The organism is Myxococcus faecalis, from assembly GCF_050039385.1.
Classification (GTDB): Bacteria; Myxococcota; Myxococcia; order Myxococcales; family Myxococcaceae; genus Myxococcus; species Myxococcus fulvus.
The window spans coordinates 2,523,309-2,543,634 of the sequence record NZ_CP144336.1 but is presented as its reverse complement, the minus strand read 5'-3'; the positions used below and the strand labels follow the sequence as shown (position 1 = coordinate 2,543,634).

Annotated in this window: 16 protein-coding genes; 8 read left to right on the top strand and 8 right to left on the bottom strand. The window is 70.3% G+C overall.

Translation table 11 applies throughout. The annotated features are described in order from the left end of the window. Positions 1–7: 7 nt before the first annotated feature. Entirely contained in the window at positions 8–1,462 is a 1,455-nt protein-coding gene (locus VZQ01_RS09955) for a hypothetical protein (protein ID WP_223747982.1), read from the bottom strand. A gap of 311 nt (positions 1,463–1,773) precedes the next feature. On the opposite strand from VZQ01_RS09955, the gene VZQ01_RS09950 reads away from it, so the two are divergent. The 4 genes from VZQ01_RS09950 (at position 1,774) to VZQ01_RS09935 (ending at position 6,014) form a co-directional block, all read left to right on the top strand. Next, entirely contained in the window at positions 1,774–3,270 is a 1,497-nt protein-coding gene (locus tag VZQ01_RS09950; protein WP_228556702.1) for a sigma-54-dependent Fis family transcriptional regulator, read from the top strand. Between the two features lie 40 nt (positions 3,271–3,310). Further along, entirely contained in the window at positions 3,311–3,790 is a 480-nt protein-coding gene (locus VZQ01_RS09945; RefSeq protein ID WP_223747983.1) for a hypothetical protein, read from the top strand. A gap of 10 nt (positions 3,791–3,800) precedes the next feature. Further along, on the top strand, positions 3,801–4,604 hold the full coding sequence (locus VZQ01_RS09940) for a DUF4347 domain-containing protein (RefSeq protein ID WP_426747677.1): 804 nt from the start codon (positions 3,801–3,803) through the stop codon (positions 4,602–4,604). A gap of 663 nt (positions 4,605–5,267) precedes the next feature. After that, the gene (locus VZQ01_RS09935) at positions 5,268–6,014 is read left to right on the top strand and encodes a hypothetical protein (RefSeq protein WP_223747986.1); all 747 of its coding nucleotides are present in this window, start codon (positions 5,268–5,270) and stop codon (positions 6,012–6,014) included. 24 nt (positions 6,015–6,038) lie between these two features. Here VZQ01_RS09935 and VZQ01_RS09930 read toward each other — a convergent pair whose 3' ends face one another. Both VZQ01_RS09930 and VZQ01_RS09925 read right to left on the bottom strand, forming a co-directional pair. Then, positions 6,039–6,782, bottom strand: a complete 744-nt coding sequence (locus tag VZQ01_RS09930; RefSeq protein WP_426747676.1) for an NIPSNAP family protein — start codon at positions 6,780–6,782, stop codon at positions 6,039–6,041. 172 nt (positions 6,783–6,954) lie between these two features. Further along, complete coding sequence (locus VZQ01_RS09925; protein WP_074958353.1) at positions 6,955–7,347, bottom strand: RidA family protein; 393 nt, start codon at positions 7,345–7,347, stop codon at positions 6,955–6,957. Positions 7,348–7,540: 193 nt separating this feature from the next. Between VZQ01_RS09925 and VZQ01_RS09920 the strand changes: the two genes are divergently transcribed. Beyond that, complete coding sequence (locus VZQ01_RS09920; protein ID WP_426747675.1) at positions 7,541–11,425, top strand: Kelch repeat-containing protein; 3,885 nt, start codon at positions 7,541–7,543, stop codon at positions 11,423–11,425. Positions 11,426–11,472: 47 nt separating this feature from the next. After that, positions 11,473–13,221, top strand: a complete 1,749-nt coding sequence (locus VZQ01_RS09915; RefSeq protein WP_426747674.1) for an OmpA family protein — start codon at positions 11,473–11,475, stop codon at positions 13,219–13,221. 56 nt (positions 13,222–13,277) lie between these two features. On the opposite strand, the gene VZQ01_RS09910 is transcribed toward VZQ01_RS09915, so the two are convergent. Further along, complete coding sequence (locus tag VZQ01_RS09910; protein WP_223747990.1) at positions 13,278–13,883, bottom strand: LysE family translocator; 606 nt, start codon at positions 13,881–13,883, stop codon at positions 13,278–13,280. A 121-nt stretch (positions 13,884–14,004) separates the two neighbouring features. Between VZQ01_RS09910 and gcvA the strand changes: the two genes are divergently transcribed. Beyond that, the gene (gene gcvA / locus VZQ01_RS09905) at positions 14,005–14,907 is read left to right on the top strand and encodes a transcriptional regulator GcvA (protein ID WP_426747673.1); all 903 of its coding nucleotides are present in this window, start codon (positions 14,005–14,007) and stop codon (positions 14,905–14,907) included. On the opposite strand, the gene VZQ01_RS09900 is transcribed toward gcvA, so the two are convergent. Both VZQ01_RS09900 and VZQ01_RS09895 read right to left on the bottom strand, forming a co-directional pair. After that, entirely contained in the window at positions 14,897–16,246 is a 1,350-nt protein-coding gene (locus tag VZQ01_RS09900; RefSeq protein ID WP_426747672.1) for a hypothetical protein, read from the bottom strand. The genes gcvA and VZQ01_RS09900 overlap by 11 nt on opposite strands. 253 nt (positions 16,247–16,499) lie before the next feature. Continuing rightward, on the bottom strand, positions 16,500–16,961 hold the full coding sequence (locus VZQ01_RS09895) for a carboxymuconolactone decarboxylase family protein (protein ID WP_141323994.1): 462 nt from the start codon (positions 16,959–16,961) through the stop codon (positions 16,500–16,502). 175 nt (positions 16,962–17,136) lie between these two features. Between VZQ01_RS09895 and VZQ01_RS09890 the strand changes: the two genes are divergently transcribed. Next, positions 17,137–17,976, top strand: a complete 840-nt coding sequence (locus VZQ01_RS09890; protein WP_426747671.1) for a sigma-70 family RNA polymerase sigma factor — start codon at positions 17,137–17,139, stop codon at positions 17,974–17,976. A 12-nt stretch (positions 17,977–17,988) separates the two neighbouring features. On the opposite strand, the gene VZQ01_RS09885 is transcribed toward VZQ01_RS09890, so the two are convergent. Then, positions 17,989–19,275: a WD40 repeat domain-containing protein gene (locus tag VZQ01_RS09885; RefSeq protein WP_426747670.1), complete on the bottom strand. Its 1,287-nt coding sequence runs from the start codon at positions 19,273–19,275 to the stop codon at positions 17,989–17,991. Positions 19,276–19,527: 252 nt separating this feature from the next. Next, positions 19,528–20,274 (bottom strand): DUF2652 domain-containing protein, encoded by a 747-nt coding sequence (locus tag VZQ01_RS09880; RefSeq protein WP_223784610.1) that lies wholly within the window; start codon positions 20,272–20,274, stop codon positions 19,528–19,530. Between the last annotated feature and the right edge of the window lie 52 nt (positions 20,275–20,326).

Sequence of the window (20,326 nt, the reverse complement as noted above, 5' to 3'; positions counted from 1 at the left end):
TCGCGGCTTACGCGTGCTTCTGGAGCGGACGGTAGATTCGGTGTCGCGCCATGCTGCCTCGGAAGGGGACGGCGAGGGCGCTCCACATCGGGTTGGCGTCGTGCATCTGCTTGAGCTGACGAATCATGCGCGAGTGGACCGACGGGATGTCGGCGTCGGGCGTCAGGCCGGCGACCACCGCCGCCGCGACGAGGTGCGCGGCGTACGTCCCCTCTGCCAGCTCCCCGGCGAGCTCCACCGGGCCGCGTGCCAGTCCCCTGGCGAGACGATTGACGCGCGCCTCGTCCTCGTCCCGCCAGTTCTGGATCTGCCCCAACGCATGCCCCTCGAGCGCGGCGGGACGGTAGGTGACGAGGACCTGGGCGACGGCATCCGCGGAGCTCTTGGCCAGCTCACGCGTCACGGAAGCCCCTTCGAGGTCGAGCTTCCTCCCGTTCAGGTCCGTATCCACCTCCCGCTCGATGAGCTCGCCCCAGGCCGTCCCGGCCGCGAAACGGAGCTTCTGGACGGTCGCCGCCGCCAGATAGCCCCGCAGGACGTCCGCGGGATGGGTGTCTTCGGAGGGGCCATCGCGCCGAAGGACCGGCCCACCTCCCCAGGCCGCGTTGAGCCCTCGGAAGTAGCCCACCAGGCCCAGGCCCGCCGTGGGGCCCATGTTGAGGATGCCGAGCACATCCGCGGCCGACTCGTCGATGCGGTCCGCCCAGTAGGTCGCGAGCGAGGGGAAGCTGCTCTTGAGCTGGTCATACACGGCGTTGGAGAGCTCCGCCGTTAACCCCGAATCCGCGTTGAGGATGTCGTGTCCCGCCGCCTCGTGAGGCAGCGCGGCCCAGCCCAACAGCCCTCGCCGCGCATGGGCCGGTGGAAGGCTGACGATGCCCGCCTGTATCCCGAGCACGCTCGAGGTGGCATCCACGGGCCAGGTGTAGGGGCCGAAGTCCGGGTTGCCCCACTTCACCAGCGGCGGCAGCACACCCAGGTCTGGAGGGAGGACTCCCCTGCGGTCCTCGGCGCTGAGGAAGCCATCGACCAGGTCGCTGACGACCTCCTGGAATGCATCCGTCGCCACAGGCTCGTAGCGCTCCGCGTTCTGGAGGACCGCGTGTGCCGCGTCCAGCAGGAGTCCCGCGCTCCCCTCCCGCCTCGGGTCCTGGTGGAGCAACTGCGCGAACCGGGCAGGGCCCAGCTCCGCCACCTTGTTGAGGAGCGGCTGGTAGAAGGTGTCCCGGTAGGCGGCGGGAAGGGTATCGCGCGCGGCGGACAGTCGACTGAACAGCGTCTGATAGCTCGTGGGTTCCATCGGGCCCGGGTCGCCATCCAGCGCCGCGTCGCGAGCGTCCATCGTCAGCTCGCGCAGGTTGTGATGGGTTTTACGCGGCGAGAAGAGGGAGTCCTCCTGCTCTCTGGTGGAGGAGGACAGGGAGGGCACGGGGGTGATGGGCATCTTCTTGAGTCGTGACATGGGTTCCTCGGTGGAAGGCCCCGATGCTCGGCATCCTGCGGGGCCCACGTCACCGTGAGAGCAATCACCATGCCTTGACACGCGGATGGTTGATGCAGACGTATGTGAAACGGCCGGGCGACATGTCTGTCAACTTCCGTGGACAACGCCTCTCGTTCCCGTCAAACGCCGTGGACGCACCGTGCGGATGCGACGCCAGTGTCCTCCCTGGGCGGGACGTGGCGTGGTCCCTGCAATGACTGTCCGAGCCCATGCGCTCCCTCTGGCTCGCCAGCATTGCCGTGCTTCGAACGGGTGGTATCGTGACTGACATGGTCACCCCCGAGGCTCGCATTGCCCGTGAGCGAGATTTGTATCTCGCGGTGCTTCGCGTCATGGATGCACCCAATCCCCTCCAACCCCTTCAGGATGTCCTGACCTCTCTGGTCGAGCTGGCCGACGCGCAACGTGCGGGGCTCGAACTGTATGGAGATGGCTCGGTCGAGCGCCGGGAGTGGTCGCTCTTCCATGGTTGTTCGGAGCTGGAGCGCGAGGAGATTCGCGAGCTGACCTCTCGCGGAATCGTCGCGTCGGCCATCGCCGCTGGCAAGTCCGTGCACACGGCGCACGCACTGCTGGACGCACGCTTCTCCGGCTCCGCCAGCGTCAAGTCCCAGCGATTGGAGGCGGTCCTCTGCGTGCCCCTGGCGGGACGACTGCCGGGCGTCCTCTATCTCGAGGGAAAGCGCGGTGCGGGGCCCTTCTCCGAAGAGTTGGTGATGCTCGTGGAATCCGTGGCCCACTTCCTGGGCACGGCCGCCGAGCGGGCCCTGCTCCAGAACAAGGGGCGTGGGGATGACCCGACCCACCCCTACCGGCAACGCTTCCAACTGGAGGACATCGTCGGGCGGAGCCCGGGGATCGCACAGGTGTTCGCGCAGCTCGCCGTCGCCGCACCGCTCGACGTGACGGTGATGATCAGCGGCCCTTCGGGGACGGGGAAGACCCAGCTGGCGCAGGCGCTCCACGTCAACAGCAAGCGCAGGCTGGCGCCATTCGTGGAGCTCAACTGCGCGGCGGTTCCGGAAGGTCTCTTCGAGAGCGAGTTCTTCGGGGCCTTTCCCGGGGCCTTCCCTGGGGCGCGCCGGACCATCGGAAAGGTGGAGGCAGCGGAGGGCGGGACGCTCTTCCTCGACGAAATCGCCGAGATTCCCCTGGCCGCGCAGGCCAAGCTGCTCCAGTTGCTCCAGTCCCGACAGTACTTCCCGCTGGCCAGTCCCAAGCCCTTCAAGGCGAATGTCCGCCTGGTGGCCGCGAGCAACGCCAACCTGGAGCAGCTCGTCCGCGAGCGGCGCTTCCGCGAGGACCTCTTCTACCGGCTCAATGTCCTGCCTGTCCGGATGCCCTCACTGGCCGAGCGGCGCGAGGACATCGCCCCCTTGGTTGAGGCACTGCTCGCGCGGCTGGCCGAGGAGAATGGCTTGCCGAGATTGAGCCCCTCTCCCGCGTGCTTCGCCGCCTGCGAGACGGCGGAATGGCCCGGGAACATCCGTCAGCTCCGGCACCGTCTGGAGGCCGCGCTCATCCGTGCCAGCGCCGAGGCCGCGACGTTCCTGGAGCCACGCCACTTGTTCGAGTCGGCAGCCGTTTCACCGGCCGGAATCATTTCATTCCATGAAGCAACACGCCGCTTCCAACGAGACCTGCTGCGCCGCGAGCTGGAGTGCGTGGATTGGTGTGTCACGGATGTCGCCCGGCGGCTCGATCTGACACGCCAGCATGTCTACAACCTGATGAAGGCTTTCAGTCTGACACGGGAATCCAAATAAGCAGACAGTTGAAGTCCCACCCGCAGTCCCGGAGTGCCCCATGCCCCCGACGCCGTTCTACGATGACTCCACCCAGACGCCTCAGAACTCGGTGCAGGATTTGAGGAACTGGTGGATGCCCACCGTCGAGAAGTTCCCCTCCAAGGGGTACCGGGCCTACAAGGTCCAGGTGAAGAGCACGATTCCGAATGCCTTCACGTTCGACTTGATGGCGCTCGACGGAGCCTCTCCCACGTGTGTGGGGTTGACGGTCGACCTCGGGAACCCCGCGGACGTGTGGCCGGGGCTGCCGTCGACGGCGGTGTTCGCACAGGTGGGCCAGTTCGGATACCTGCTGCTGTCGGAAGCGTACCTCAGGGGTCAGCAGGTCACGAACCTGGACGCCTACTCGGATGGGAAGGGAAAGTGGCCCTTCGGCACCGACAGGCTGCAGCGTCGGGGGAACGCGGTCCGCGACGAGATGCTGCGCTCCATGTCCCTGCTGCTGGCGTCGCTGGCGGCCCTGCAGGACGAAGGGTGAGGGAGATGCCATGCACTTGACCATCATTGCGTATGCCTCGACCCTCGACTGGGAGGTCGAACGGGCCGTCTTCCTCGTGGATGAAGTGCGGGATGCCCGGCGCAGGTTCGAGCGCTGTCAGAAGGTGGAGAAGCTTCAGCATGTCGTGAAGGAGGCGGTCAGCTTCGCCCGGGCGAAACTGAGCCGGCTGGACATCTTTGGTCATGGGCAGCCAGGGACGCTGACGCTCGGGGACTCGGGCGAAGACATCGTGACGCCCGATGAAGCGAGCTGGAAACACTTGCTGGCGCTCGATGGATTCCTCGCCCATACCGCCGAGCTGAGGCTGTTGGGTTGCGATACGGCGGTGGGAGTCGAGGGCCGGCATGTCCTGCAAGGGCTCCAGGCGGGCCTGTCGAAGAATGGCAAGCAGCGCACCGTCTGGGGGACCATCGCGACGCTCTCCAGCTTTGATTTCGGCCCCCAGGGATTTCGTGAAGCGGTTGCGAGCGCCTACCTGCGCTCCGCGTCACAATTGACGGAGCCGGCACAGGGAGTCCTTCGGTTTGGGCTCATGGATGACAGCCTCCAGGAGGAAATCCAGGCGGGTCTGGCGTTGCTCCCCGAGGGGTATGTCCCGGCTGGGTTCCATGACATGCATGGAGCCATTGTCGAGGAACGCTCACAGAAGAGCGGGCGGCAGCTCACGATGCTTGCTGCGCGCCGATTGATTGCAATCAGCTCGAATCAGATGCGCGGAGTCGCGCTGTACCGGTGGGAGCCCACGGTGGCGCCACCCAGCAGGCAGGTCATCTTGAGCCATTCGAGCCGATGAGCTCGGGCCAGGGCTGACATGACTTCAAGGCAAGCGGTGTGTTGTGTTCGTTGAGTCCACGGACATGGGGGACGTGTCTCCATGTCCTGGGGGCAGTGCGCCCGTCGGTGCGGTCGGGCGCACTGCTGCCGGCGTGATGTCGATGCGGCTCCATGTGTCGCTTCCGGTGCCAGGGGTATCTCTTTTTCTGAGGCGTGTATGACAGAGATGCGCGCCGGAACTTGAGACAAGCATGCCGCCGCTGGAGAACTGGAGGCAGGCAAGGCGTATGAAGAAGCCCGGCGAGCGACGAAGGCGGAAGGTGATGCTCAATCCCAGGCCCGCAGGGCGACGAGTGAGGCAATAGCCGCGAAGGGCCTGGCGGGAGATACGAAGGTCGAGGCCGCCCGCGCCAGGTCTGAAGCGACCGCCGCCAAGAACGAAGCTGCTCGGGCCAGAAACGAAGTGGAGGGCGCCACAAACGGCTCGGGGGGCAAAACCACCTCCTCCTCGGGCACATTGCCTGACACACCTGGCACAGGTCGTACCGACGAGGCATCACCGAAGACGTGAGAGGAGCAGAGGTCTGCCTGGCCCCGTACTTTCGCGGCCTTCCAGGGTGCTCTGAATCCCAGGTTCCACTACACTTCCAGGAAACCTGTGACTCCCAGTTGGAGACGAATGATGTTCAGTGTCTTTCCGCGCACCCTGCGAAGCCTCGCCGCCATGGCGGCCCTCCTGTCCCTGACCGCCTGTGGCGACGACGACGACAACACCCCCGAGCCGCCCGGGCCCCTGGCGTGTGACGCCTCCACCTACGCCGAGGCCGTGCGCAACGCGGCGGAGCCCACGAGCGCCGACATCTCCACGGACCTGTGGGCCATCAGCCCGTCCAACACGAAGCTCGTCTGGAACGAGGACAAGACGGCCGTGCGCATGGCCATCTGGACCACGTTCCAGGGTTACACGGTGGGCCAGAACACGCTGACCCGCGAGGTGTGGGTCACCCCCGCGCCGCAGCTGCAGACGTTCTGCAAGACGGTGCCCCAGGACAAGCTGGTGGCGCGCGTCAACCAGTACCTGGGCCTGCCCCCCGCGGGCGAGAGCGACAACGGGCGCTACATCGTCGAGCTGTGGGTGAAGCCCTCGGACATGTTCCGCCCCTGCCCGGACTCGGAGATCGACGACGGCAGCTGCGGCCTGCAGTTCCCCGAGTCCGCCACCAACGAGCACAAGAACTGGATGAACGCGTACTTCGCCTCCAGCTACGGCTTCTGGCAGCGCACGCAGTACCCGTGGACCGGCCTGGGCTACACGTATGACTGGTGCAACGCCGACACGCACGTCGGCGCCAGCGAGTACGTGGTCCGCTCCGGCTCCATCGTCGACGTGACGGGCAAGTTCGAGCGCGCCGTCTACTGCGCGCAGTAGTCGCCGCACCGCCCTCCGGTCCGCTCACCTGAGCCGTGAGCGGGCCGTGGGCTCCAACAGCAACGTCTCCGGCTCCGCCTTCAGCTTCGCGCGCAGCCCGGGGCGCACCGTCTCCTTCCAGCCGCGTGAGCCCTCCAGCCGCTCCACGTGCGCGCGGTACGCCTCCCGACTCGCGAACCGCGTGAAGTAGACGACCACGTGCTCCCCCTCCCGCACGGGCAGCGCCGGGAAGGTGTTCGTCGCGTGCTCGCTCTGGAACACCGCCAGGGGCACAGCCCCCGCCTTCGTCAGCTCCGGCACCAGCCTCTCCTCGACGTACTCCACGAACGCTCCATCCACGGGCACGTCACGGTGGAGGATCGTCGCCACGATGAGTGAGCCGGGCACCTCGCGCGCCTCCACTCCCGGACGCGCCCGCGACGGCGCGGGGAACCCCCGTCGACCCGGGAGCGGCTTCAACAGGAGCACGTTCGACGAGTCCAGCATCGTCGCGTTCGCGGCCTCCCGGTGCGCCTTCCACACCGGGCTGCCGTAGAAGGACTTCAGCGCCGCCTCGCGGGACACCATGTCCGAAAAGCCGCGCAGCCACACGAAGCGCTCGGGCCTCGCCGCGTCCCGGAACTGGCCGACGAGCCGGGCGCCTCTCTCCTCCTGGCTCTCGATGAACTCCTGCTCGAACAGCGAGACGAGCACGTCCCGCTGCCCCTCGCGCAGCGTGTACTGCCTCAACTCCAGCACCGCGCAGCATTCATCCGACGACGGTTTCACGGGCCTGACTCCAGCACCGGAGGCCGGCGGGCGCGCGTGGGCCGTCCACGTCAGGGACAAGATGAGAACGAGGAGGGGCAGTCGCATCGGGCCTTCCGGAAGAAGAAGGCCCCACGGTACGGACGAACTAGGACAGTTCCGGTCCTCATTCGGACGGCCCGTGCCGCGCGGCTCAGGGCACGTAGGCGACGCAGTCGATCTCCACCATCAGCCCCTCGTCGGGGAGCGCCGACACCTGCACGGTGGTGCGCGCGGGGCGGTGTCCGGCGAAGACGCGCTCGTAGACGGCGTTCATCCGGCGGAAGTCCTTCATGTCCGTCAGGAAGACGCCGCAGCGCAGGACGTGCTGGAGGCTGGAGCCGCCCGCCACCAGGATGCGCTCGAGGTTTCGCAGCACCTGCTCCGTCTGCGCCTCGATTCCCTCCGCCTGCTTCCCGGTGGCCGGGTCCGTGGCGGCCTGTCCGGAGACGAAGAGCAGCGACTCCAGCTTCATCGCGGGCGAGTAGGGGCCCACGGGCTTGGGCAGCCCCGGCGCGCTCACGACTTCGTGTTTCGTCGACGTCATGGGTGGATGCCTCCTGGAGCCGGGGACCCCACATGACCTCCCAGGGCGAGTCAAGTGGGTCCGGTTCAAGGAAAAGCGTGATACAGCGTGCGTCGACACGCGCGGGTCCTTCCGCGTGGCACGCGCCCCGGCGCGTAGGCCCGTGATTCACGCTCGGGTCCTGGGAGGGTGACAGATGCAGTCGAGATGCGTCTTGCAACGCCTGGTCTTGATGCTGTGCTGTGCCGTGGTGTGGTCGTGCGAGCAACAGCGCGAACTGCCCGCGGCGGAGGAGGCGCTCGCCCTGGCCCGGAGCTACTTCCCGGAACTGGCCACGGACGAGGCCGCCCCCAGGCGCTTCTCCTCGTCGGACACACCGGCCTCCAGTACGGACGCGCGGGCGCTGACGGCCCGGCTCACCGGGAGCGGGACGCTGGAGATTTCCACCCGGGGGCTGTCCTTCCGGGTCGAGTCGTCACCGAGGGAGGCCGACCACGGGACGCCGCGCCACGAGGGCGCCGTGTCGTACGTGGGCGAGCGGCACTTCTTCTTCCCGGTGGGCGGCTTCGCGGCGCTGAGCCAGGGCTGGCGCGGCTCGCGCATCGAGGAGGCCTGGGTGGTGGACGCCTCCGAGCCCACCCACCGCGCCGAGTACCGCGTCACGCTCCCGGCCACGGTGACGCGGCTGCGGGACACGGGCGAGGTCATCGAGTTCCTCGACGAGGACGGCTCGCCGGTGCTGCGCTTCCACCCGTCCGAGGTCCGTGACGCGGAAGGCACCTCCCGTCGCGGGACGGCGCGGCTGTCGGGCGTGCGCGCGAGCGCCGTCGCGAAGGTGTTCGACGTCGTGGCGCCTCAGGTGGGAATCGTCTCGGAGGTCGCGCTCGCGGGGCTCCAGGCGCCGCTGGTGGTTGACCCCGGCTGGTCCTCGACGGCGGTGATGGCGACCGCGCGGGCCCAGCATGCCGCCATCCCGCTGACGGATGGCTCCGTCCTGGCGGTGGGCGGCGTCAACAGCCTGGGCTTCGTCACCAGCGCGGAGCGGTTCGACCCCACGCGGGGCGCCTGGTCCGCTGTCGCGGCCCCGGGCATCACCGGCAATACGTCGGTCGGCGTGATGCTGCCGACGGGCAGGGCCGTCGCCTTCATGGACGGCAGCCTGACGGGGCGCCTGTTCGACGCGACGACGAACACCTGGACCGCCACGGGCGCGATGGCCGCGAGCCGCTCGCTGCCGACCGCCACGCTGCTGTCCTCGGGGCAGGTGCTGGTCGCGGGCGGCTCCAGCCTGGCGACGGCGGAGCTGTACGACCCGACGACGAACACCTTCACGGCCACGGCCTCCATGTCCACCGCCCGCCGCGCCCACGTCGCCGCGCGGCTGCGGGACGGTCGGGTGCTGGTGGTCAGCGGCTTCAACCCTGGGGGTGGGAACGTCCCCAGCGCGGAGCTCTACGACCCCACCTCCGGGACCTGGACGCTCGCGGCTCCGCCCCTGGTGCCGCGTCATTACGCGACAGGGACGATGCTGCCCGATGGGCGCGTGCTGGTCGCGGGCGGCCGCTCGGGCGTGAATGTCGTCACGCACGCGGAGCTCTACGACCCGGTGGCCAACACCTGGACCGCGACGGGCGCGCTGCGGCTTCCCCGCAACGGCCACACGGCCACGCTGCTCCCGGATGGGAAGGTCGTGGTGATGGGCGGCTCGGATGACGCGAGGGTGGCTCAGACCGTCGCGGAAATCTATGACCCCGCGACGGGGACCTGGAGCGACGCGGGCACGGTGGCCGTGGGCCGCGAGAACGCCACCGCCACGCTGCTCGTCACCGGGCAGGTGCTGGTCGCCGGCGGCTTCAACCAGTCGGGTGGCCCCACGGTCTTCACCGCGGAGACGGACCGCTACGAGGCCTCCAGCTCCCGCTGGACGCCGGCCGGCGCGCTGGCGACGGCGCGCGAGAGTCAGTCGACCGTGCTGCTGCCCTCGGGGCAGGTGCTGGTCGCCGGAGGCCGCGCCGACACGGGCGTGCTCGGCGACACGGAGCGCTACACCCCCGCGAGTGACTCCTGGTCCGCCGCGGCCCCGATGAGCACGACGCGCGAGCGCGCCACGTTGACGCTGCTGCGCTCGGGGCAGGTGCTCGCCATCGGTGGCGCCAACAACGGCGGTGCGCGCCTGTCCTCGGCGGAGCGGTACGACCCGACGACGGACACCTGGGTTCCCGCGGGGAACATGGCGGGCGCGCGCGATGGCCACACCGCGACGCTGCTCGCGACGGGCGACGTGCTGGTGACGGGCGGACGGCTCGCGGGCGTGACGGAGATCTACGACGTGGCCGCCAACACCTGGCGTCCGGTGGCCACGACTCCGGAGACTCGCACGAACCACGCCGCGGTGCTGCTGCCGGACGGTCGGGTGCTGGTGGCGGGCGGACGCTTCAGCTCGACGTCGGTCAACTCGGTGGAGCTGTATGACCCGGCCCTGGACACGTGGTCCCCCGCCGCGTCGCTCGCGGAGGGCCGGGCCCACTTCTCGCTGACCCTGCTGCCATCCGGGCGGGTGCTGGCCGCGGGCGGCCTTTCCCCCACGGCCGAGACGGCGACCGCGGAGCTGTACGACCCGACGACCAACACCTGGTCTCCGGCGGGGACGCTCACGACGGCGCGGGCCCATCACTCCGCCGCGCTGCTGCCCTCCGGGCGCGTGCTCGTCGCGGGTGGCGAGGGCGGGGGGAGCGTGCTGAACAGCGCGGAGCTGTACGACCCGGTGACGAACACCTGGCAGCCCGCGGCGAACCTGCCCGAGGGCCGGACGCTCTCGAAGCTCATCGTGTTGTCCACCGGCGAAGCGCTGACCTTCGGCGGGCAGGACGCGGGCGGTGCCTGGCTGGCGAGCGCCTCGCGCTACGAGGACACGGGCGCGCAGCCCGCCTGGCGGCCGACGGTGGCCACGCCGGACCAGGTCCCCATCGGCTGTCCGGTGCGCATCACCGGCACGGGGTTCCAGGGCATCTCCGGGGCCAGCTCGGGTGACTACCGCGACTCCTCTGCGGCCTTCCCGCAGGTGCGCCTGCAGGCCAACGAGGGCCGGCGGCTGTGGAGCCTGCCGGGCAGCGACATGTCCGCCACGGGCGTGACGGCCACCATCCCCGCGAGCGTGACGCCGGGCGCGTATGTGCTCTCCGTCTTCGCCAACGGCGTGGGCGGTGGACGCGTGGTGCGCGCGGTGACGAACACGGCGCCCACCGTGCAGGGCCTGACGGCCCTGTCGAGCAACGGGGCGCCCGCGGAGGTGACGCTGACGGGCACGGACGCGGAGGGCTCCGCGCTCACGTTCATCATCGTCACGCCGCCGGCGCACGGCACGCTCACGGGCACGCCGCCCGACCTCACGTACACGCCGAACCCGGGCTACATCGGACCGGACAGCTTCACGTACCGGGCGCGCGACTGCGGGCTCGACAGCAACGAGGCCACGGTGACGGTCGACGTGACCGATGACCCGCCGACGCTCACCTGTCCGGCGGACCTGGTGGTGGACGCCACGAGCGCGGCCGGCGCGGTGGTGACCTATCCCCCGGCCACGGCGTCCGACAACGGCGGGCCCGAGCCCACGGTGACTTACTCGCACCCCTCGGGCAGCACGCTGCCTTTGGGCGACACGACGGTGACGGTGACGGCGGAGGACGCGGGCGGCCAGCAGGTCACCTGCACCTTCCTGGTGACGGTGCGCGACACGACGGCGCCCACGCTGACGTGCCCCGCCGACATCCAGGTCCAATCCGACGCGCAGGGCGGCGCGGAGGTGACCTACAGCGTGCCGCCTCCGACGGACACCGCCGGCGCCGTCACCGTGACGACGTCGCACCCGTCCGGCTCGCGCTTCCCGACGGGCCGCACGCGCGTCACCGTCACCGCGACGGACGCCTCGGGGAACGCCTCCCGGTGCGAGTTCGACGTCACCGTGCAGACCTTCGTGGTGCGCATCGCCGGCGGCAGCTGCCAGGCGGCGGGCGGTGGAGCGAACCTGGCGTTGGTGGTGCTGGCGGTGCTCGCCGTGTGGGCGAATCGTCGTCGTGGCCGCGAGGAGGCGGGTCGATGAGCGCCTCGAATCCTCTCCTCCGACTCTTCAGCTCGAAGGACCTTCCCTTGCGTAAATCGGCACGGATGTGTGTGCTCGCCGCGGCGCTGGCCTCGGCGGGCGGAGCCTCGGCGCAGACGACCTCCACTCCCCTGAGCCCCTTCGACGCGGAGCGGCTGCGGCTGAACGCGTCGGCGGTGGACTCGCTGACGGTGGACACCGGGCGGCTGCTCAACGAGGGCGGCTACCGGCTCAGCCTGCTCGTGGGGTACGAGCGCGGCATCCTGGTGCTGGAGGGCAGCGACGGCAGCGAGCGCTCCATCCTCCACTACCGCACGTCGGCCTGGGTGCAGGGCGCGTGGTCGCCGGTGGACCGGTTGGAGCTGTCCGCGCGGCTGCCCGTCATCATCCACCAGGGCGGCCATGGCGAGGGCATGTACGTCGGCATCTCCACGCCGTCGTCCTCGGGCCTGGGCACGCCGGAAGTGGGCGCGCGCTACTCGCTCTTGCGTCGCGACGAGGGCGCGCCCTTGTCGCTCGCGGTGGGGCTCGACGTGGGGCTCCCGGGCGGACGCGCGAGCGCCTTCGGTCGACAGGAGCACTGGGCGGGCCTGCAGTTCTCGCCCCGCGTCTCGCTCGGCCGCGAGGTGGGCATGTTCGCGCTGGGCGCCAGCGTGGGCGCGCGCATCCGGTCCACGGAGGTGAACCCGGGCCGCGACGTGGGCACGGAGCTGGAGCAGTCCGTGGTGGTGGCCACGCGCGGCGAGGGGCTGCGCGGCGAGCTGGCGCTGCAGGTGGCCGAGTCGCTGGTGCAGCCCGACGTGGCGGTGGAGCTGCTCGGCGGCGTGCGGCTTCCCATCGGTCACGGCTTCGAGGTGAACGCGCTCGCCGGGAAGGGCTTCACGAACATCCCCGGCACGCCCGCGTGGCGGCTGGGCGCGGGAATCGCCTGGGCGCACAACCCCGCCCGCGAGGACGTCTGCCAGGGCGGACGCAAGCACACGCCCGAGCAGTGCCCGGACAACGACGACGACAACGACGGTGTGCTCAACAAGTCCGACCGCTGTCCGAACGAGGCGGGCTCGGCGGACAACGAGGGCTGCCCGGACCCGGACTCGGATGGCGACGGCGTGCCGGACCGGAACGACGCGTGCCCGAGCGAGGCCGGCAGCAAGGACGCGGGTGGCTGCCCGGACAAGGACGGCGACGGCGTGCCGGACGCGAAGGACCAGTGCCCGGACGAGAAGGGCACGGCCGAGAACCAGGGCTGCCCCGCCACGAAGGACACGGACGGCGACGGCGTCCCGGATGACCAGGACAAGTGCCCCGACCAGAAGGGCACGGCGGAGAACCAGGGCTGCCCTGCGGCGAAGGACACGGACGGTGACGGCATCCCGGATGACCAGGACCAGTGCCCGAACGAAGCGGGCGTGGCGGGTCGTCAGGGCTGCCCGGAGCCGGCGCCGGTGGAGGAGAAGCTGTCGCTGGCGGACCGTCGCGTCACCTTCACGGTGGGCCGCGCCGAAATCGAGGGCGAGGGCGCCAGGGTGCTGGATGACGTGGCCGCGCAGCTGAAGGCGCGTCCGGACGTCGCCATCCGCATCGAGGGCCACACGGACAACACCGGTCCGGAGGACCTCAACCGCACGCTGAGCCAGGAGCGCGCGGAGTCGGTGCGCGCCTACCTCATCAAGCGCGGCATCGACGGCAAGCGCCTGGAGGCCAGGGGCTACGGCCCGTCGCGTCCCATCGCGACGAACGACACCCCGGAAGGCCGCGGCGAGAACCGCCGCGTGGAGTTCATCATCAAGCGGTAACGGCAGGACCTGGAGGCCCGCGGAGCCACGAGGCTCCGCGGGCCTTCGGGGGCGGTTCACGCCACGGCGACGTAGGCGGCCACCGCCACCATGCACGCGCCGAACGTCCAGCCCTGGATGCGCAGGGCCCGCTCGGAGCGGAAGCGTCCCAGGATGAGCTTCCCGCCGTAGATCCACGGGAAGTGGCACGCCACGCAGACGACCAGGAAGGCCCCGGTGAGCTGCGCCGTCTGCGCGAGCATCCCGAGCTCCGGCCTCAGGAACTGCGAGAACATCACCAGGACCATCGAGTGGATCTTCGGGTTGAGCGCGACGGCGAGCACGCCCTCGACGAACCCGAGCCGCTCCGGCTCCGCGTCCTCCGCGGTGGGCGCGCGCGTGCCGCGCACGAAGCTCCACGCGAGATGGAGCAGGTACGCCACGCTGCACCAGCGCAGGACGTGCAGCAGCGCGGGCACGCCTTGCAGCGCACGGCCCAGCCCCAACCCGTAGACGAGGCACAGGGCGACGTTGGCCACCTCGAAGCCGAGCCAGAATGGCAGCGTGCCGCGGAGGCCGAAGCGGCCTCCGGCGGTGGCGAGCACCGTGTTGCCGGGGCCCGGACTGAACACCATCGGCACCGTGTAACCGAGGAACATCACCCAGACTTCGACGGGAATCATGGCGCAAGCCCCAAGCCCCCGGCGCGTCCATCGCGTCGGGCACACGCTGGGACAAACTCCATTTCGAGCCCGCTCCCCAGCGAGCTATCCTCGGGCCCTCGATAAAGGGAGCTCATCGAGCATGCGACGCATTCCACCGCTCGGAGCCCTGCGGGCCTTCGAGGCGGGAGCACGGCACCTGAGCTTCACCCGCGCCGCCACCGAGCTGCGCGTCACGCAGGCCGCCATCAGCCATCAGGTGCGTCAGCTGGAGGACTGGCTCGGCGTGTCGCTGTTCGAGCGCCGGGGCCACGCGCTGACGCTGACGCAGAAGGGACAGGCCTACCTGCGCGAGCTCACCCCCGCCTTCGAGCGGCTGGCCGAGGCGACCACGCGCCTGTACGAGGCCCAGCCGGGGCCGCTGCGGCTCACCGTGCTGCCCTCGCTCGCCGCGTGTTGGCTGGTGCCCCGGCTCGCGTCCCTGCGTGAGCGACACGAGGCGCTGGAGCTCCAGATTTCGAGCGCCGGCGAGCTGTGGGACTTCCTGGACGACCGCTTCGATGTCGGCCTGCGCTCCGGGCTGGGGAAGTGGACGGGGCTCAAGGCCGAGCTGCTGGCGCCGGAGGGGCTCACGCCCGTGTGTACGCCCGCGCTCGCGAGGCGCCTGCGCTCGCCCTCGGACCTGCGCAAGCGCCGGCTCCTCCACGACACGCCGAAGGACGGCTGGCGGCGCTGGTTGGACGCGGCCGGGGTGGAGGGCGTGGACACCACGAAGGGCTTCGCGTTCAACGACGCGGGGCTGGTGCTCCAGGCCGCGCGTCAGGGGGAGGGCGTGGCGCTGGGCCGGCTGATGCTCGCCGCCGAGGACCTGCGGACCGGACGGCTCGTCCGGCCCTTCGAGACGGTGCTCCCCAACGACTACGGCTACTGGCTCGTCCACCCGCGGCCGCTGTCGGGCCGCTCCGACGTGGCGACGCTGCGCGCCTGGTTGCGCTCCGAGGCGCGCGCCACCGCGCGTTTTGTGGGGCTCGCCGTTACGGGGTAGCCCTGGCCGCGCACGAGAAGTCGGCCGGCGTGCTCCACAGCTGCTGGTCGCCCGTGTCGTCCTTGGCGAAGAAGAAGACGTGCTCGCCCAGGCGGCGGAAGCCCGCGGGCGAGGAGCCCCATGGGACCGGGGTGATGTCCGCGAGCTGCCCCGTGGTGGCCGACGTGCCCCGCGTGAACCAGGGCTCGGTGGCCCCGTACTCGGACCCGCTGAAGAGCAGCGCGCCGTGGCCCGTGTCGAACAGCGGGGAACTGGAGTCGAGGCTCAGGTCCAACGGACGATGGATGAACCGGGTGCCCGCGGCGCTGCCATCCGTCACCCACAGCGACACGTCCTGGTGGCCGGGCCCCGTGCCGCCGATGGCCATGGAGAAGTAGAGCTTCCCTCCGGAGTGCAGCGTGCGCTGCAGATAGGGCATGGCATCCGGGCGATTCGCGTAGGGGTTGTCCAGGGTGGTGATGCGCGCCTTGCCGCCGCCCTCCAGCGAGAGGCGCTCCACGTGGAGCGCGCGCATGTTCGACGACAGCGTGCCCAGGTAGACCCAGTCGCCCAGCACGCCGAGCAGCCGCGTGGACCTGCCGAAGGAGTCCAGGCGCACCGTGCCCTGGGCGGTGCCGTCGGTCTTCCACACCTCGTCGTGCGAGCCGTCGTTCATCACGAACAGACCCACGTCGCCCGTCGGGTCCACGTGGTGGACGTACGCGTCACGCGAGTCGACCTTCTTGACGGCGAGCGTCCCGGAGGGCGTGCCGTCGGTGCGCCACAGCGTGGTGCCGCCGCGCTCCGAGGACAGGAAGAAGAGCAGCGAATTGCCCACCTTCAACGAGGTGGCCTGGACGATGACGTCGTCGGGGATGAGGGCCACGCGGACGGTGCCGTCGGGCGTTCCATCCGAGCGCCACAGCTCGTGATGCACGTAGGGCGGCTGGGAGTCGAACGTCGCCCGGACGAAGACGAGCACGTCCTCGAGCGCGGTGTGATGCATCAACGACGAGCCCTCCGCGCCGGGCGTCATGTCCTTGAGCAGCCGGCTCCCCGCCTGGGTGCCGTCGCTGACCCACAGCTCGTTGCCGGTGTCGGGGTCGTCGACCTCGAAGAAGACCTTGCGGCCCATGGCCACCAGGCTCCCCAGTCGAGGGGCGCGACGCGGGGCGGGGGCGAAGCGGTTCACCTCCACGGTGCCCCCGGGGGTTCCATCCGTGCGCCAGAGGGTGGCGCCGCCATCCTGGAAGTTGGTGCCGAAGTAGAGCATCCCGCCCATGTCGACGAGCAGGTCCGTCCCGCGCTGCTTGCCGGCGATGAGGACGGGGCCCGAGCCCGGTGGCGTGATGACCTTCAACCGGGAGGCCGTGCCCTGGGGACAGGCCTGGGCACGGGCTGCGCTTGCGCCCGTGTCGACAGCCTGTGTCGCTTCGGGGCTCGTGGAAACTCCGCACCCCGCCAGTCCGAGTCCCAACAAGGTGCACCAGAGTCTTGCCCGCATGTCCGTTCCTTTCCGGGTCCAAAAAAGCAACGGACGGTGGGGTGGGAGGCCCGGACTTCCAACGTGCTCCGTGGGGAGGGGTTCCCGTTCAGGACACGTCGCATGTCACCTACCAGCGGGCGTTCGGGTCCACCCGCTGGCGCGTCGCCGCGTTGAGGCGGTTCCAGAGGTTGACCAGGCCGATGGACATCACGAGCGCGCCCAGCGCCGGCTCGTCGTAGTGCCGGGCGGCCTCCTGCCAGACGTCGTCGGGCACCGCGTCCGAACGGTCGCTCAAGCGGGTGACGCATTCGGTGAGCGCCAGCGCGGCGCGCTCGGCGTCGGTGAAGTAGGGCGTGTCGCGCCAGGCGGCGACGGCGAACAGCCGCTCCTCGCTCTCACCGGCCTTCCTGGCCGTGCGCGGGTGCATGTCCACGCAGACCGAGCAGCCGTTGATTTGACTGGCGCGCAGGTGGACCAGGTCCAGCGTCTTCTGCGGCACGCCGCCCTGGCTCGTGGCCTTGGAGAGCGCCATCAGCGCGTGCATGGCCTCGGGGACGACCATCGCGGGGTTCTTCATGCGGGAGTTCATGACAGGAGTGCTCCGGGAGCCTCGAAGGGCTCCGGTGGAAGGGAGTTGCTGAACCGCTGTCTGCGTGTCACATCGACGCCGTGCTGCGTCCGGCGCCGCGATGACGGAGCCCCGCGAAGGAATGTGACCGATGGACGAAGAAATTCGGCGAGCCAGGGAGTTCGAGTCCCACCGGATGCACCTTCGGGCCGTGGCGTACCGGATGCTGGGCTCGGTGAGCGAGGCGGAGGACGCGGTGCAGGAGGCCTGGCTCCACGTGAGTCGGGCGGACACCCATGATGTGGTGAATCCCCGGGGCTGGCTGACGACGGTGGTGGCGCGGGTGTGCCTGGACTTCCTGCGCACCCGCAGCTCCCGCCGCGAGGAGTCCGCGGACCTGCAGGGCGTCTCCCGGTTGGAGCATGTGCCCGCCGCGGGCGACCCCGAGCAGGCGTCGCTGATGGCGGACTCGGTGGGCGTGGCGCTGCTGGTGGTGCTGGACGCGCTCAGTCCTCCGGAGCGCATCGCCTTCGTGCTGCACGACCTGTTCTCGCTGTCGTTCGACGACATCGGGCCCATCGTGGGGCGCACGGCGACGGCGGCCCGGCAACTGGCCAGCCGGGCGCGGCGCCGGGTGCATGGGGCCGCGCTCTCTCCAGACGCGGACCTGGGCCGGCAGCGGGAGCTGGTCGCGGCCTTCCATGCGGCGGCGCGGGGCGGGGACCTGGACGCGTTGCTCGCGATATTGGACCCGGACGTGGTGGCGCGCACGGATGCGCGGGTGCTGCCACCCGGGGCGTCGCGGGAGGTCCGGGGCGCGGCGTTCGTCGCGCGTCAGGCCACCCTCGCGTCGGCGCGTGCGCGCTTCACGCAGCTGGCGCTCATCGATGGGCAGGTGGGGCTGGTCATCGCGCCGGGAGGCCGGCTGGTCTCCGTGCTGCGCTTCACCGTGGAGGCAGGGCGCGTGGTGGCCATCGAGTCCATCTTCGACCCCGAGCGGCTGAGCCAGCTCGAGGTGGCGGTGTTCCCCGCCTGAGTCCGTCGCGGCTCACCAGGCGGTGCCGCTCAGGCTGCTCTCTCGCAGGCCGCCTTGGGGGAGCACGGTGAGGAAGCGGCGCGACACCGGGTGCCACGCGGTGGGCTTGAGGGTGGCGTCCTCGTGCAGCTTCTCACCGGTCTCGATGTCCCAGACGGCCGTGCCGGTGTCCGCCGCGCTGGCGAGCAGCAGGTTGCCGTCGCACTCGAAGGCGCCTCGGGGACCTGGGAACCAGCGCAGGAGCTTGCCGGTGGAGACGTCGTGGAAGAGCGCGGCGTCGATGAGCTTGTCGACGTCTCCACCAAAGCCCCACGTCGCGAGGATGCGGGGGCCGACGAAGCAGCGCGGGCCGTCCCAGTAATAGGGGACCTCGCGGAGCCGTCGCTGCGAGGGGCCGTCCTCGGACTCCCAGACGTTCTCCCGCACCCAGCGCCGCAGCGAGAGGCTGGTGAGGATGCCCACCGGGTGCCAGACCCAGCCGTCGTCCACGAGCCACTCGTCGTTGGGGGACACGGTGAGGCCGCAGTGGAAGTAGTCGAGCTCGTGCGCGCGGATGGGTTGATTGGGCTCGCCTCGGGACGGCGGCTCGCGGGCGCTCAGCAGCGCGCCGCTGGCGGGGTCCGACAGGTCCAGCCGGTTCCACCCGGTGGCGTGTACGAGCAGCGTGCGCTCGCCATCGCGGAAGAAGGCGACGGAGTAGTCGCAGTGCTTCGTGTGGTACGAGCCCCGGTCGAGCCGCATCGTCACCGCGCCGGTGGTGAGGTCGACGACGACGCCGTGGCTGCCGCGCAGGTTGACCACGGCGGCGAAGCGGGCGCAGGCGGAGACGTGCAGCGCGAGGGGCGCGGCGAGGTCGAGCGCGGTGTCGCTCACCGAGCCCAGACGGGCGGGGGGGGCCTCGTCGAGGTCCAGGCGGAGCAGGGCGCCCTCCGGGTCCACCGCGAGCCAGCTCGACGCGCCGAGGGCGGCGACGGCGAGCGGCGTGCGTCCGGTGAGCGCGGAGAGGCTGTGCTCGCGATGCTCGAAGCGCAGGTCCGTGGCGCGGGAGCGGGACTCGGGGCGGCCGATGACGCCGATGAGGTCGAAGCCACGGGCGACGGTGGCCTGCTGACAGTCGGTGCAGACGGCGCGGTGGGCCTGTCCGGGGTGGCTGACGCGGCCGCAGTCCTCACAGAGCAGGTCCATCCAGGCGCCCCTGCCGGTGAAGCGGACGTAGTAACCCGCGTCTTCGTTCTCGAGCAGGTGGACGCAGCACAGACCCGCGACGGGCGCGGCATGGCCACAGGCGAGTGTCTCCACGGCGGACCTCGAGGTGAAGGTGAGGTCGGCAAGGTACCCGAGCCGCGTTGTCGTCGCATCCGACGCGGGTCGCGGAGGCGCGCCATGGCGTGCGTGGTGGCCGTGCGTTGGCGTCCGGGTCCGCTTGTGTCGAGAAACTCCGTCCGCGCTTCACCTGGGCGCTCGAGTGCGTGCGCCGGTGAGCGGGTGGCCTACCTGAGCGCCGACGCATCGAGCCTTGGGCCAGCCTGGAAGATTCCGCCGCGCGTCCGGTCAGGCGCGGTGGTCCGCCTTGGACGCGTCACTCGCGTCGACGACCTCCACGTTGCGGAAGTCCTCACAGGGCTTGGCGAAGCCGAGCACGTACTTCAGCGTGCGCAGCTCCAGCAGCAGCTTGTTCCAAAGCCTGCGCGGCAGGCTCGGCTTCACGGAGACGGGCAGCGTCAGCGCGCTGTCGTTGAGGTCCAGGTAGTGGCAGGTCGTGCGCCCCAGGCCCTCGAACTCGTGCTCCAGCCCTTGGGCCTTGCCTCGCAGCTCCGGCTCCAGCCGCTGGTGCACCGCGTCGGTCATCAGGACGTACTCGGACACCGGCACGTCGTTCTTCAGCATCCGATGCACGAGGATGACGTCGACGCCCGCCAGCTCCGTGAGGTGCTTCACGCGCTGGAACGCGACTTCTCCGGAGTGGGCCACGAACTTGAGCGTCAGCGAGCCCACCTGCGTGCACCCGTCGCACTTGCACATCCGGTCCACGTCCAACAGCGTCCGCCGCGCGAGGAACGCACGCCGGATGTCGGCGATGCGCTGGGCGAGCGAGCCGTGGTCCTCTCCCACCGCGTAGAAGAACGCCGCGTCGCCTTCCAGCTTGGCGAGCTTGAGCTTCCCCGACGCGTCGATGACCGCCTCGAGCAGTTGCGCCACCGAGTCCTGCGCGTGCGCAAGACTGAAGCGGTGGTGCTTCATGAAGCGGGTGTAGCCGCCGATGTCCGCGATGAGCAGCAGCGCCTTCTCTGTCGCCATTCGGCCAGCAGCGTAGCCCAGCGCCCCGGAGAGGCAAGCCGCCCACCCGGGC

What these genes read in the sequence shown, in the direction of transcription:
- VZQ01_RS09890 (WP_426747671.1), top strand. Translation starts at nt 17,137, where the DNA reads ATGCACCTTCGGGCCGTGGCGTACCGGATGCTGGGCTCGGTGAGCGAG.
- VZQ01_RS09925 (WP_074958353.1), bottom strand. Translation starts at nt 7,347, where the DNA reads ATGACGTCGACGAAACACGAAGTCGTGAGCGCGCCGGGGCTGCCCAAG.
- gcvA (WP_426747673.1), top strand. Translation starts at nt 14,005, where the DNA reads ATGCGACGCATTCCACCGCTCGGAGCCCTGCGGGCCTTCGAGGCGGGA.
- VZQ01_RS09895 (WP_141323994.1), bottom strand. Translation starts at nt 16,961, where the DNA reads ATGAACTCCCGCATGAAGAACCCCGCGATGGTCGTCCCCGAGGCCATG.
- VZQ01_RS09935 (WP_223747986.1), top strand. Translation starts at nt 5,268, where the DNA reads ATGTTCAGTGTCTTTCCGCGCACCCTGCGAAGCCTCGCCGCCATGGCG.
- VZQ01_RS09940 (WP_426747677.1), top strand. Translation starts at nt 3,801, where the DNA reads ATGCACTTGACCATCATTGCGTATGCCTCGACCCTCGACTGGGAGGTC.
- VZQ01_RS09880 (WP_223784610.1), bottom strand. Translation starts at nt 20,274, where the DNA reads ATGGCGACAGAGAAGGCGCTGCTGCTCATCGCGGACATCGGCGGCTAC.
- VZQ01_RS09955 (WP_223747982.1), bottom strand. Translation starts at nt 1,462, where the DNA reads ATGTCACGACTCAAGAAGATGCCCATCACCCCCGTGCCCTCCCTGTCC.
- VZQ01_RS09945 (WP_223747983.1), top strand. Translation starts at nt 3,311, where the DNA reads ATGCCCCCGACGCCGTTCTACGATGACTCCACCCAGACGCCTCAGAAC.
- VZQ01_RS09950 (WP_228556702.1), top strand. Translation starts at nt 1,774, where the DNA reads ATGGTCACCCCCGAGGCTCGCATTGCCCGTGAGCGAGATTTGTATCTC.
- VZQ01_RS09910 (WP_223747990.1), bottom strand. Translation starts at nt 13,883, where the DNA reads ATGATTCCCGTCGAAGTCTGGGTGATGTTCCTCGGTTACACGGTGCCG.